Annotated in this window: 13 protein-coding genes; all 13 read right to left on the bottom strand. The window is 58.5% G+C overall.

Features of this window, described 5'->3' with window-relative positions:
• Positions 1 to 9: 9 nt before the first annotated feature.
• The 13 genes from ACYU7Z_RS10590 to ACYU7Z_RS10650 all read right to left on the bottom strand — a co-directional run bounded on the left by ACYU7Z_RS10590 (position 10) and on the right by ACYU7Z_RS10650 (position 13,461).
• Positions 10 to 2,745 (bottom strand): BamA/OMP85 family outer membrane protein, encoded by a 2,736-nt coding sequence (locus ACYU7Z_RS10590; RefSeq protein WP_460570202.1) that lies wholly within the window; start codon positions 2,743 to 2,745, stop codon positions 10 to 12.
• Positions 2,746 to 2,992: 247 nt separating this feature from the next.
• Entirely contained in the window at positions 2,993 to 3,739 is a 747-nt protein-coding gene (locus ACYU7Z_RS10595; protein ID WP_460570204.1) for an undecaprenyl diphosphate synthase family protein, read from the bottom strand.
• 138 nt (positions 3,740 to 3,877) lie between these two features.
• Positions 3,878 to 4,717: a type IX secretion system protein PorG gene (gene porG, locus ACYU7Z_RS10600; RefSeq protein WP_460570206.1), complete on the bottom strand. Its 840-nt coding sequence runs from the start codon at positions 4,715 to 4,717 to the stop codon at positions 3,878 to 3,880.
• Positions 4,718 to 4,888: 171 nt separating this feature from the next.
• Positions 4,889 to 5,776 carry a diacylglycerol kinase catalytic domain-containing protein gene (locus ACYU7Z_RS10605; protein WP_460570208.1) on the bottom strand — a complete coding sequence of 296 codons (888 nt, stop codon included), beginning with the start codon at positions 5,774 to 5,776 and terminating at the stop codon, positions 4,889 to 4,891.
• Positions 5,777 to 5,797: 21 nt separating this feature from the next.
• Positions 5,798 to 7,255 (bottom strand): BamA/TamA family outer membrane protein, encoded by a 1,458-nt coding sequence (locus tag ACYU7Z_RS10610; protein WP_460570210.1) that lies wholly within the window; start codon positions 7,253 to 7,255, stop codon positions 5,798 to 5,800.
• Positions 7,256 to 7,433: 178 nt separating this feature from the next.
• On the bottom strand, positions 7,434 to 8,093 hold the full coding sequence (locus ACYU7Z_RS10615; protein WP_460570212.1) for a CBS domain-containing protein: 660 nt from the start codon (positions 8,091 to 8,093) through the stop codon (positions 7,434 to 7,436).
• A 30-nt stretch (positions 8,094 to 8,123) separates the two neighbouring features.
• Positions 8,124 to 8,903, bottom strand: coding sequence for an alpha/beta fold hydrolase (locus tag ACYU7Z_RS10620; protein WP_460570214.1), 780 nt, complete (start codon positions 8,901 to 8,903; stop codon positions 8,124 to 8,126).
• Between the two features lie 241 nt (positions 8,904 to 9,144).
• Complete coding sequence (locus tag ACYU7Z_RS10625) at positions 9,145 to 9,681, bottom strand: CvpA family protein (protein ID WP_460570216.1); 537 nt, start codon at positions 9,679 to 9,681, stop codon at positions 9,145 to 9,147.
• A 71-nt stretch (positions 9,682 to 9,752) separates the two neighbouring features.
• Complete coding sequence (locus tag ACYU7Z_RS10630) at positions 9,753 to 10,208, bottom strand: GatB/YqeY domain-containing protein (RefSeq protein ID WP_460570218.1); 456 nt, start codon at positions 10,206 to 10,208, stop codon at positions 9,753 to 9,755.
• 111 nt (positions 10,209 to 10,319) lie between these two features.
• Complete coding sequence (gene gldC, locus ACYU7Z_RS10635) at positions 10,320 to 10,670, bottom strand: gliding motility protein GldC (RefSeq protein WP_460570220.1); 351 nt, start codon at positions 10,668 to 10,670, stop codon at positions 10,320 to 10,322.
• A gap of 142 nt (positions 10,671 to 10,812) precedes the next feature.
• Positions 10,813 to 11,067: a hypothetical protein gene (locus ACYU7Z_RS10640; protein ID WP_460570222.1), complete on the bottom strand. Its 255-nt coding sequence runs from the start codon at positions 11,065 to 11,067 to the stop codon at positions 10,813 to 10,815.
• A gap of 61 nt (positions 11,068 to 11,128) precedes the next feature.
• On the bottom strand, positions 11,129 to 12,148 hold the full coding sequence (locus tag ACYU7Z_RS10645; RefSeq protein WP_460570224.1) for a hypothetical protein: 1,020 nt from the start codon (positions 12,146 to 12,148) through the stop codon (positions 11,129 to 11,131).
• 5 nt (positions 12,149 to 12,153) lie between these two features.
• A complete protein-coding gene (locus ACYU7Z_RS10650; RefSeq protein ID WP_460570226.1) occupies positions 12,154 to 13,461 on the bottom strand; it encodes an OmpA family protein in 1,308 nt (435 codons plus the stop codon).
• Positions 13,462 to 13,565 lie beyond the last annotated feature (104 nt).

Here is a 13,565-nt window from a genome sequence, read left to right on the forward strand (position 1 = left end):
GAGGATAAATTATTCCGGTTCGAAGCCCAGCATGAACGTAAAGCGGCTCGCGTTCTTCAGGGTGCGGTCGCCCGGCGTCATGCGGTCGAGGCCAACGCCGTAGTCGAAGCCCAGCATACCGAACATCGGCAGGAAGAAACGCATGCCCACACCCACGCTGCGGCGGAGGCGGAACGGGTTGTACTCCTTGAAGTTGTTCCAGCCGTTGGCGGCATCAAAGAAGGTCAGACCATAGATAGTGCTGCTCTGGTTGCGCACCAGCGGGTAGCGCAGCTCGAGCTGGTACTTGTTGAAGATCGTGAAGTACGAGCCGGCCTGCGACAGGTCGGGGTTCACCGACGGGTCGGTCTTGTCGAACACCGGGTAACCGCGCAGCGAGATCACGTCGTAGCCCAGGATGCCGTAGCTGTTGGTGAGGCCGTCGCCACCAAGCTGGAATCGCTCGAAAGGCGAGAAGTCAAGCTTGTTGGTGTAGCGACCCATGAAGCCGTATTTCGCAGCTACCTTCAGCACCAGCTGCCGATTGCGGTCGGCGCCACCGGGGCGGCCCAGGGGCACAAACCACTCGGAGGTAAAGCGCCACTTGTGGTACTCCGGATTCGAATAAGGGTTGCCCGACGTGATGATGCTCTTGTCGAACAGCGAGTAGGGCGGGGTGAACTGCACCGAGGCCACCATGTTGGAACCGCCGGTGGGATACTGCGGGTCGAACACCGAGGAGCGCTGCAATGCGATCTTGAACGACACGTTGTTGGCCGTACCGTTGTTGAAGCCGAAGCCGGAGAAATTATAGTTCTTCAGCTTGTACTGCGTGTAGTTGAGCGAGTACAGCAGGCTGAAATAGTCGTCGGGCCACTTGAGCTGCTTGCCGAGCGAGATACCGAAACCGATGGTGCGGAGGTATTGCTGGCTGGCGAGCGTCTTGTCGTAAGCGCCGTTTGTACCATAGAGGTTCGAGAACTTCGAGTTGTAGAACGAGATCGTGAAGGGGTTACGCTTCTTGCCGCCGAGCCAGGGCTCGGTGAACGAGAAGTTGTAGGAGCGGTAAGCCGCGCCGTTGCTCTGCACACGGATCGACAGCTTCTGGCCGTCGCCCGAAGGCAGCGGGTCCCAGGTCGAGCGCTTCAGGATGTTGCGGATCGAGAAGTTGTTGAAGGTCACACCAAGCGTACCGGTAAGACCTACGCCACCGCCCCAGCCGGCAGAGAGCTCGAGCTGGTCGGAGGATTTTTCCTCGAGGTTCCAGTTGATGTCGACCGTACCGTCGCTCTGGTCGGGCACGACGCCGGGGTTGATCTTCTCCTGGTTGAAGAACTGGAGCTGCGCCAGTTCGCGCTGCGAGCGGATAAGGTCCGAGCGGCTGAACTTCTCACCGGGCACGGTGCGGAGCTCGCGGCGGATCACATAGTCCTTCGTCTTTTCGTTTCCGTAGATATTGACGTTCTTGATCGTGGCCTGCGGGCCTTCCACGATGCGGATCTCGTGGTCGATCGTATCATTATAGATAGAGGTCTCGATGGGCTCGGCGCGGAAGAACAGGTAGCCGTCGTCCATGTAGAGGGCGCTGATGTCGCCACCGTCGGCCGACAGCTCTTTGCCCACACGCTTGTTGAGCAGGCCGAGGTTGTACACGTCGCCCTTGCTGATGCGGAGCACCTGCTGGAGCACTGAGTCGCTGTACTTGGTGTTGCCGCGGAAGGTGATGTTGCCGAAGTAGTAGCGGCGGCCTTCGTCGACCTTGATCTCCACGTTCACGTTGCCGTTGGGAAGACGCGTGAGCGCCGTATCCACGATGCGGGCATCACGGTAGCCGAGTGCGTTGTAGTAGTCGAGGATCTTCTCGAGGTCTTCGTGGTATTTTTTCTCGTCGAACTTCGAGCTTCCGAAGAACTTGACGCGGATATAAGGATCGAGAACGGCCTTGGTCTTGCTCGGCGAGAGGAAGCCCCAGTCTTTCACGTAATCCTTGAAGGAGATCTTGTCGTTGGAGCCGAATTTGCCGGGCACCTCCTGGGGGTTCAGGTCAAGCTTGGTCATCTCCTTCGTACCCTTCATTTCCTTCTTGAGGCGGAGGTCGGTGACGGCCTGGTTGCCGTAGAAGTTCACCTCGTTCACCTTCACCTTGGGGCCTTTGTCGATCACGAACGTGAGGTCGTTGGCGTTGGTCAGGCTCGGGTCGGGCTTTTCGTCGATGCGTACGCTGACGTACTGGTAGCCCTTGCTGGAGAAATATTTTTTGATAACGTCGAGGGCGATGCGGCGCGTGTTTTCGGTGATGATCGTGGAGCGCACGAGGCCCACTTTGTCCTTCAGCTCGTCGGCTTCGGTCTTACGGATTCCCACGAAGTGAAAAGCGCCGAGACGCGGGCGTTCCTGCAGCACAAGCTCGAGACTGATATAGTCGCCTTCGGTCGACGTGATAAAGATCTGTACGTTGGAGAAAAAGCGCTGGCGCCACAGGTTCTGGATTGCCTTGGCGAATACGTCGGAGCCCGGGATCATGATCTGCTGTCCTACCTGCAGGCCCGAGATCGACAGGATAATGGAGGTGTCGAGGGTACGCACGCCGGTAACCTGGATGGCCTTGATGGTATAGGGCTTGGGGCGGCCTTCTTCGATGTTCTGCAGCGACGGGTCCACCGATGTCGGTCGGTTGGCAGAGTCGGGAACCTGGGCATGCAGGAGCGTGGCCGATGTGCAAACGCACAAGGCCAGGAAGAGAAAACGAAGAACAAATTGGCGCATAAATGAGGATTCAGTCAGGACGTAAGCAGTGTACAGAAAGCTTTGGGCGGCAAATTAAAGGGAAATTTGGTAGCTATTTGTTAAAAGGAAGCCCGTCCCCGGCGGGTTTGAACGTTCCCGGTTTTACGTTTTCGGTTTTACGTTTGGCTGGCGCAACCGGTTAAAGCGGGGCAGCGCCGGACAGCCCATCCCGACACAGAACGTAAAACATAAAACGCAAAACGTAAAACGTAAAACGTAAAACCTCCTACCCCTTGACCTGCTCCCCGGTTTTGCCGAAGCGGCGCTCCCGCCCCTGGTAGTCGAGCAGGGCCTCGTACAGGTTTTCCTTGCGGAAGTCGGGCCAGCGGACCTGCGTGAAATATAATTCCGCATACGCCAGCTGGTAGAGAAGGAAATTGGAGATGCGGTATTCGCCCGAGGTGCGGATCATGAGCTCGGGGTCGGGGAAGGCGCTGGTGCACAGGTATTGCTGGAGCGTGTGCTGGTCGATCTCCTCCACGTTGAGGCGCCCCTGCTTGGCTTCCCAGGCGATGTTCTTGACGGCATTGAGCAGCTCCCAGCGGCCGCTGTAGCTGAGCGCCATCACGAGCTGCAGGCCCGTATTGTCCTTGGTGAAGTCCAGTGCTTCCTGGAGCTCCTGGCGGGCGTAGGCCGGAAGCATGTTGAGGTCGCCGATGACGTGCAGCTTGATGTTGTTCTTGTGCAGGCTTTCCACCTCGTTGCGGATGGTGGTCACCAGCAGCTCCATGAGGCCCACCACCTCGTACTCGGGGCGGTCCCAGTTTTCGGTAGAGAAAGCATAGAGCGTCAGGTAGCCGATGCCCAGCTCGGCGCAGCCTTCCACGATGTCGCGCACGCTTTCCACGCCATGGTAGTGGCCGAAAAGGCGGTCTTTCCCCTGCTCCTTGGCCCAGCGGCCATTGCCGTCCATGATGATAGCAATATGCCGCGGCAGGCGGGTTTTGTCGATCTGCGGAAGGAGTTCTGACATAGGGCGGTAAAAGTACGATTCTCGGGGGAAAGGCGGCGCAGGCGCCCGGGTACGCCGATCGCGCGGATAACGCAGATCAAAGACGAAAAACAAAAGCCATCGCGATGCGATGGCTTTCCTATCCGCGTTATCTAGGTGCTAGTACGACGGGCACTTATACGATTGCAGGTTCCAGCTCAGGTAGATGATCGCCGTGGCAAACTGGTCTTTCTGCTTCGAGATGCCGCGCTGAACGCCTTTGCCGCCGATGGGCGTGCCGGTTTCGTACGAGCGGTCGCTCAGGAGCAACGCTGCCGAAGGCGTGCCGTCGGGGTTCGGCGGAAAGACGGAGGGCTCTACATAGGTGCTGCTCACATCGTCGAGGTAATCGGTATTGGTGAAGCGATGCACGATCTCGAAGCCGATGTTCATGCGGTCGTTGAGGTTGTATTTCATGCCCACACCCAGCGGGATCGAGAAGGCCATGGTGCTGTACTGCTTGCGGTCGGGGTACTGGCTGCTGCCCTGCCCTTCGGTGCCGAGGCTGCGGAGGTAATACTTCTGTCCGCCGAGGTAGGCAAAGGGATCGTAGGTAAAGATGCCGAGGCCGAAGGTCACGTACGGGGTAAACCGCGTTTCCTCGCTGTAGGGCATGAACTTGTAGAAGTTGAAATCGCCTTGCAGGGCCAGCTCCCACACATTCGTATTAAACGAGAGGTTGCGGCGGCGCATGTATTCGTTGCGCTTGTTGTATACGTCCGAATATCCGAGGCGCGCATAAGCCGCGCTCACCCGAAGGGCTACATAGTTGCCGAAGTTCTTCCGGAAAAAAGCCATGGCGGCCACCTTCGGCCGGTTGATGTTGGCGCGTGTGTTCAGGTCGCCGAAATAATGCGCGGCTCCAACGCCGAAACCGAATTCCCCTTCCTGCACATAGCCTTGCTGCGCCGATGCCACCACCGGTGCGCAGAAAGCGAGAAGGGCCAGAATCTTTCTCATAAGGCTTGCAAATTAAGTTTTTCCAGATGCCTATAACGCAGGAATCCCCGATTTCTTGTGCCGGCAACCTACGAAACCGGCAACCGGCGGTCGGAATACCAACAGCAACAATCGGACGAAGCAAGCTTTGTTGAAACCCTCCTGAACCTCCCTGAACCTCCCTGAACCTTTTTACAGCCCGCCCGGGTTGCGCTTGTCGAAGCCCCAGCTCAGTTTGTTGCGGAGTGTTTGCAGGAAGTTGTTTTCGGTGAGCCGCACGAGGTTGATGCCGAAGCTTTCCTTGCGCACCGCCAGCTGCACGCTCTTGCTTACGATCTCGCGGCGGGCATCGAGGGCGACGATGATGTCTTCGGAGCGGCTTTCGATCTCGAAGGAAAGAATGGTGCTGTCGGGGATCACGATGGAGCGCACGTTGAGGTTGTGCGGCGCGATCGGTGTGATGACGAAGGAGCCCGAGTCGGGGAATACCACCGGGCCCTGGCAGGAAAGCGAGTAGCCCGTGGAGCCCGTGGGCGTGGCCACGATAAGCCCGTCAGCCCAGTACGTATTGAGCAGCTCGCCGTTGATGTAGGTGTGAATTTTCACCATCGGCGAAACATCGCGCTTGTGGATGGCAAACTCGTTGAGCGCATACGGGATGTCGTGAAACAGCGGGACGCTGGCATCGAGGTGGATGAGCGATCGGTTGTCGATGATATAGGAGCGGCGCGAAAGGGCGCGCATCGCCTGCTGCACTTCATCGCGGCCGATGGAGGCCAGGAAGCCGAGCCGGCCGAAGTTGATGCCGGCGATCGGAATGTTCTTGTCGCGGACAAGCGTGGCCGTATCGAGCAGGGTGCCGTCGCCGCCGAGGGAAATGATGAATTCGATATCGTCGGCGAGCTCTTCGGAGCAACTGAAGGTCTGGAGATTGGGCAGGCTGATCTGTGCGCGTAGGGCCTCGTAATAGTCCCGGAACACGACCGGCGCAATTTGCTCCTGCTGCAGCTCCTCGAAAAAGAGCTGCACGTCTTTCAGATGGCCCAGATCCAATACCCGGCTATAGATAGCTACTTTCAATAAGGCCTTTTTTCTGTTTGGTTACCAACGATTCCTGTCGTGTAAATATAGACCGTTTTGGGCGTTTCCATTAACGGTCCATTCGATACGGAAGGTGAAATCGTAGAAGAGCACCAGGTCGAGGCCTACGCCGGCTGAGTAGAGCAGGCGGTTGTTGAGAAAGTTGGTACCGGGATTTTCGTTGTAGATATAGCCACTGTTACCGAAAGCCTTCGCATAGATCTTCACCGGCACATTGGCCAGCTGCGGGAAGCGCTTGATGTTCACGCCGAAGCGCCGGTCGAGTATGCGGCGATGGATGGAAGCTTTTACAAAGCCGCCCGCAACGCCGTCGATGGTGTAGGGCTCATAGCCCTGCATGAATACATCGCCGCCGCCGGCGAAGCCCTGCAGGCGGTAGGGTTGCTGGAAGGGCAGCTTGATCCCACCCGTAGCGCGCAGGTTGAGAAAGGATTTGTCCGTGATGGGTGCATACCAGGAAGCACGGGCCCGCAGCTGCCATTGGTTGATCGGCCCGGCGTCGAGTCCCTTCTTCGAAAGCAGCAACTCACCTTCGAGGCCGTTCGTGGGATAGGGAACGAAGTCGAGGTCCTGGTACTGCATCTGGTACGACACCTCGGCGTACTGGGCACGGGCGAGGTTGTAGAAATACGAAGTGTTCGACTTGCCGACGGTATCGCGGAAGCTCTCATCGTTCCAGGTTATACCGAAGCTGTGACGCGTTTTGATGGCGGGGCGATACCCCAGCGATCCCTGCAGACGGGTATAGGAATAAAGAAAGGCATTGTCGCCATGCAGGCTGAGTGTCTTGTTGTTCTGCGTGGTATAAACGATGTCGCGCTGCTGGCCCATCTGGAACGAGAAGTTGGCCGTCCAGCGGAGGCGGTAATCGAGCGGGAGCCCTTCGTAGGTAATCCCGAGCTCTTTCTGGTAGCCGTTGAGCAGGCTTACGGTGAGACGGTCGTTAAGCCCCGTCAGGTTCTTGTGCTTGATGTTGACGCCATAGCGCAGGTAGCCGTCGGGCATTCCTTCCTGGAACCATTGCTGGTACGATTTACCGACGACGTCGAGCACGGGTCGCGGGATAAAATACCAGCGTTCCTTTACCGACACCAGGATGATCGCATCCTCGCCCTCTGCTTTGGCCACGCCCACCACCACGTCGAGGAACAAGCCGGTATTGAGGAGGCGGCTGCGGGCCTGCCGGCTGCGGGCCATGAGCTCGGCGAGTGTGTAGCGCTCGCCCTGCTGGAAGGGAAGCTCGCGGAGGATGATCAGCTCGCGGGTGTGCTTGTTGCCCTCGATCTCGAAATCGGAAACGTTGTAAATACCGGTGGTATCGGCATGTGGCACTGCCTCCTGCGTGGAAAACAGCAGCGACTCGGCTGCGCGTTCCAATTGCGCCGACGATGTGAAGGCGGCCAGCAGCAGCGCGGCCAGCAGGGAGAGATACTTATATGTCGATGTACCGGTTAGCATAACGGGTGGAACCCTGCCATACCTATACGAATTGCATACCGGAAAATAAACGACCTGTTAAAAACGATCATCGCCTAACGTGTAGGGACGGACGCCGGCAGCGCATCGTAGAAGGGCGGAAGGCCCCTAAAAGTGAATAAGTTACGCTAAAAACAGGAGCGGATGGGGTTAGGAACCATTAAAATTTGAGATAGCTCATCAGATTATCGAAATTCCGGCGCAACTCGTTCTGGTACATTTCCTCCCCAAAGTAATATTTCACTACGTATTCGTAGCGCTGGAGGGTGCTGACGATGTCGGAGATCTCGAGCTTGCTGACGCGGATGGTTACCTGCAGGAGGCCCGTCTCGGGGTCGGCGAAGGAGTTGAGCTGCGTGATCTGGGCGTCGCTCGATTCGATAATGCGGTTGATCTCGTTGAAGGCATAGGCCTTCGGCTCCATTTCAAGTACGATAAGACCACCGGGCTGGTCGAGGCTCATAAATTCGGAGGCATTGCGCAGCAGGTCGGTGTAGGTAACGAGCCCGAGTATGTGCTTTTCCTCACCGATGACCGGCACTACGCTCAGCTTGTTCTGAACGGCAACCTGGATGGCTTTGAGAAAGTGATCGCTCCCCTGCACGGCGCTGCCGCCGTCGGAGATGGGAAGCCCTTTGAGGATGCCTTCCTCGTCGGAATGCAGGAGCTGCTCTTCCGACACGATGCCGAGGTATTGATCCTCATCCACGATGGGCAGGTGCGCCACGTGGTAATCGTTCATGAGCTGAAGGGCATGGAAGACCTTGTCGTCCAGGTGCAGGTACGGAATCGAGTTCGATATCAGGTCTTTGGTCAACATAGGTTATGCCCTTTCCAGTAAAGACACGTATCAGCTGGCAACTGTTGCAGGCTGGGCGCGCTTTTGCAAAAATTTATCCAGTATCTCGTTGAACTCCTGCGGCTGCTCCATCATCGGGGCATGGCCGCACTTGTCGATAAAATGCAGCTCGCTGTTGGGAATCAGGCGGTTGAACTCGCGGGCAACGAAGGGAGGCGTGATAGTGTCGTTGTTCCCCCAGATCAGCAGCGTCGGCTGCTGGATCTGCGTCAGCTCGTCGCCGAGGTTGTTGCGGATGGCGCTTTTCGCCAGGGCAATGATCTTGATGACCTTCATCCGGTTACGGGTGATCTCGAAGACCTCGGTCACCAGCTCGTCGGAAGCCATCTTGGGATCGTAGAAGGTCAGCTCCGTTTTTTTCTTGATATAGTCGTAATCGCCGCGCTTCGGGTAGGAGTCGCCCATGCCGTTCTCGAAAAGGCCGGATGAGCCGGTGAGGATGAGCGTTTTGACGCGCTCCGGGTGCTTCAGCAGGTGCACGAGGGCCACGTGGCCGCCGAGCGAGTTACCCAGCAGGTGGATGTTGCTGTAATTCCGCGCCTCGATGAATTTGTGTACATGCTTGGCCAGCCCGCCCACCGTAGTGTGCAGGATATCAAGGTCGAACAGGGGCAGCATGGGCACCACCACCTTATACGAGCGGCGGAAATATTCAATGACATCGGTATAGTTGCTCAGGCCGCCAAACAGGCCATGCAGCAGCACGAGGGGCTCTCCCTCTCCTTCCTCGATGAACTTGAACTTATCCTGTGTTTTTACTTCGTACTGCATCTGCTAAACTCTGTTCGCTAAAATAGTCCATTTACCTAAAAGACACGAATTGTACCAATATCGTGAGCTGTGAGCTGCTTCAGCTCCGTCATTGCGGGCGAAGCGAAGCAAACTGCCACAGGCAGAGGCCGATTGCTTCGTTGCCCCGTGCTCCGCGCACTGACATCGTAAGCTTCGTGCCCCACGATCCCGGCAAATATAGCGGTCCACTAATTGGCGGGGCCTGATGCTGGTTAGGAAATCAGGAAGCTTTCGGGGCCACGCCTCCGAAAAACGCCGAGAGCTCGTCGAACAGGTTCCGGAAAAAGGGCAGCACGGCGCCAAGCACCCCGATGATCTTCGGCGCCATCGGCTGCAGCCAGGGCCAGCACAGCGAAGACGCCTTCAGGCCCGCCCGCAACAGGTGCAGCTGGTCGGCCCAGAACAGAACGATGCTGAACACGAAAAGGTAGAGCAAGGCGTAAAAGATGAATCCTCCCAGCTTGTTGGCCCAGCCCAGGAGCACCAGGCTCAATGCTCCCTCGATAAGCTTGGCGCCAAGGCGCACGAGCAGCAGCACCGCCACGAACACCAGCACAAAGGCCAGCACCGGCAGCCAGCGCCCCGACACGTTGGTATTGGCACCGAGGTACGTGGCTACCACCGCACTGAGCTTCAGCGCTGCGGCCAGCCCGATCACGAAACCAAGGAAGGAGAATACGGCGAGCACAAGACCCTTGCGGAGGCCTTTGAAGAGGGCAAGCAGCAGCAGCCCGAGGACGATGAGGTCAATTCCCATAAGCAACGTATACAGGTGAGCGCGTCAACGGTGAGCGGTGAGCGCCGGTTCACTGCTCACCGCTCACTTGCTCACTTCTGTGCCAGCAGCTCCTTCACTGCCGCGGAGATCGCCTTTCCTTCGGCACGGCCGCCAAGCTGCTTCGAGGCCACGCCCATCACCTTGCCCATATCGGCCGGCGAGGAGGCGCCCACCTGCGCGATGATGGCGCGGAGCTCGTTCTTCAATTCTTCCTCCGACAGCTGCTGCGGCAGGAAGCCGGCGATCACATCGATCTCCTCCTGCTCCTTCTGCGCCAGCTCGGGGCGCCCCTGCTGCTGGTAGATCTCCAGCGCGTCGCGGCGCTGCTTTACCATTTTCTGCAGCATCGGGATCTCCTTGTCGGCCGGCAGCTCGCCGCCCGCACCGGGCTCCGTCTTGGCCTTGATGATCTCGGCCTTGATGGCGCGCAGCGCGCGGAGGGCCGCTTCGTTCTTGCTTTTCATGGCCTCTTTCAGGGGCTCCATGATCTTTTGCTCGAGGGTCATAGTCTTAAATGTGCTGATGTGGTAATCTGCGAATGTGGTAATGAAAAAAACCTGACTGCCTGGATGACCGGGTTGCGTATTACCACATTACCCCATCACCCCATTACCCCATTAGCTGGCTTTATTGTCTTTGAGCTGCTGGTCCTGGAATTTCTGGTAGAAGCCCTTCGCGAATTCTTTCATCTCGCCTACGAGCTCCTGGTTCTGCGTGGCACGGCCAAAAGTGTCGGCCATGGTCATGAGGGTCTGGTAGTAGAAGTCGGCCATCTCGTCGACCATCATCTTCTGTGTCCAGAGGTCGATGCGGAGGGCGCTCTTGTCGGCGCTGTCCCACAGGGAAAGGATCATGGCCTTGGCGGCCTGGGGCACCGATGCGGTGCTCTCGGTGGCCTGCCATTGGATGTGCTCGGGAACGCGGCCCTCGTCGAGGGTTACGTCTATGGTGATGGTGGACTTGTGCATTTCGGAAATTTCGCGCGAAGGTACGGAATCACCGCGCTGGGCCGAAAGGCAGCGGGCTTCGGGAGAAGCAGCAGCGCAAAAAAGCGGCAGCCCCCTCGGGAGGCTGCCGCGTAAAACAGGCTGAACGAGCAACGGGGCCGGGTCAGCCGCGCTTTCGCCTGCCGCTGCTTTTCGCGGCACCGGCGGCCGGGGCGGGCTGCACGTAAATGGTATCCCCGTTGATGATTTTCATCTCCCGTTGCGGCGCCGCCGCGGGCGCAGGCTGCACGTAAATGGTATCGCCGTTGATGATTTTACGAACCGGCTGCGGTTGACTGGCGGCCTGCTTTGACTGGGCGCTTTGCGCGAAGCAGGCGGCAGGCAGCGCCAGGAGCAGGAAGAGGCTGATCTTTTTCATATTTGTTGACAGGTTTTATGATTCAGGTAAACGAATAGCGGTTTTCCAGGAACAACAGGAGTCAGGGTAGCATTCCTTCGCCGCGAGCGAGCTTCTCGTAGGTCGCGATGGACTCCCTGTTTTCCACCTCCGAAACACCCAGCATCCGCGAAAGGTCTACCAGGTGGGCCGTCATGCCATGAAGCAGCGAGAGCGACTGAAGGATACGCAGCTGCACATCGGCCAGCACCGGCCGCAACGAAGCATCCGCGCCCTCAAGGCTGCCGCCGAAGCCCGTTGCTTCCAGCAGGCTGTCGAGACGCAGCGCTGCCGCCTGCACCCGGTCGTAGCGCAGCTTCCACCACGCATAGCGTTGGGTGTATTGCTTTTTCCAAAGAACGCGCCGCTGCTTTTGCAGGTTGGCGAGTAGCTGCGCCATCTTTTCGGGGTCGCTCACTTCGGTGGTCACATCGGAACCCGGCGCCACCTTCACTTTTTTCATCGGCAGGGCGGCCACCTGGCGCTGGAACGCGGCATTCATCGCTTCCGCCTCTTCGTCGCGATGCGAGTAAACTGCCAGCGGCCCCTCCTTCTTTACATCGGCCGACAGGGCGGGCCAGTCGAGGCTTCGCTCGATGTCGAGCAGCGCCCGGTACCACTCCTGCGCCTGAGCGCTGAGCCCCGCCGGCTTATCCCACGAAAGCTGCTTCGCCGAAGCGAGCGGCCGATCCTCCATCAGCAGGGCGAAGACCGACAGCAGCCCGTCCTCGCGCAGGCCATTGCCTGCTTGCCGGTAGCGCTCTGCGAGGCGGCGCTCCTCTGGGCTGAGTCGGGCCGGGCTGGCAAGCCCTTCGCGGAACCGCTCGTGGAAGCTTTTCAGGAGCTCTTCGAGCGGCTCGTGGAATTTCTCGTAGGATGCGCGGAACCGGCGCTCCGTGCCGTCCATGCTCCCGAAGGCTCCATAGGTCTCATCGATATCGGCCATCGGTACCGGCGATTGTGCATACCAGTCGGCAAAGCTGATGGAGGAGGGCTGCTGGCTGTGCGCGGGGCATGCAAGTAGCAGGCAGCCCGCGAGGGCGTTGAAGATTTTTTGTTTCATAGGTCTTAGCGTTTGATGAATTCGACGCGGCGGTTTTTCGATTTGCCTTCGGCGCTTGTGTTGTCGGCAGCGGGCTGGCTTTCGCCTTTGCCGTCGGTGTCCATCCGCGCGGCATCGACGCCGTATTGCGCGCTGAGCGCTGCCTTCACCGCGGCGGCCCGCGCCTTCGACAGCGCCAGGTTTTTCGCATCGTCGCCGTCGCTGTCGGTATGGCCAACGATCTGCACGCGAATGCCTGCATTATCCTTGAGCAGCTTCGCTATTTCGGCAAGCACGCCGGCGCTTTCGGGACGGATCTTGTCAGAGCCGGTATCGAAAAGAATACCGCTGGTGCTGAAACGGCCTTCGGCGATCAGCTTCGTGCGCAGGTCGGGAGCGCCCTGGGCAAGGCGGAAGTTCGACACGTAGTAGCCCGTCGCTTCTTCGCCATAGGGCGAATCGCCGGTGTCGAAGGCGATGCGGTTAAAGCCCGCCTTTTCAGGAAGCGCCTGCGGCATGTCGAAGATCTTTTCGCCGTTGATCCAGAGGCGGAGCCGTTCCTTTTGCACCCACAGGGAAACGTGAATCCGCTTGTCGATCAGGGCGCCGAGGAATGGCAGCTCCTTTCCTTCCTTGCTGAAATAATGGTTCTGCGGGCCATCCACGAAAAGACTGATGCGCGAGTTCTCGTCGGCGTACGGAACAAGCTCGAGGTGCAGGTCGGTGCTGGCATCGCGGGACGTGTTGAAATAACGGCGGCCTTTTTCATCGCCGGGAGCCACGCTGAGCAGGTGCACGTTGAGGGCCGGGAAGTTCGAGCTCAGCTCGTTGGGCGGCAGGTGAAGCACCATGTCGAATTCGGCGGTAAAGTTTGCAGGCAATGCTTTGACGTAGGGCGACAAGAATCGTCCCTCCTTGAACATCCGCAGCCACTTTCCTTCCATGCCTCCAATGGTTACGGTCTCGCCGCGGTTGTCGGTGGCCCAACCCAGGGGAAACTCGCCGATGACGTCGCCGACGAAGTCTTCGGTGTACACGATCTCCTCGCCGCGCACAAAGTCGTAGCGCGAGTAGCTTTTGAACGACGCAGGGCTGGCTGCCGGCGCAGCGGCAGCGGGTTGTGCAGTCGGTGTGCTGTTTTCGCCTGCCGCCGTGGCGTCATTCTTTACTTCATTTTCGGCAGCGTTCTCGGCGCCGTCAAGTGCCTTGTCGATGCCCCCATCGACCTTACGGTCTACACGCTCCTTTGCTTTTTGCTTTACGCGCTCGAGTACGGATTGCGATTGGGAGAACAGGGGCAGTGCAAGCACAGCCAGGAATACGAGTGTCTTCATGCAGTTGTTTGAGCCGGAGAATACGGTTGGCAGGTGCGCGAAGTTGCCCGCGCCGGCCCGTAGTACTACGGTTGGATGTATGAATTGCCGAAATAGGCCGATGA

The organism is Flaviaestuariibacter terrae, from assembly GCF_054777635.1.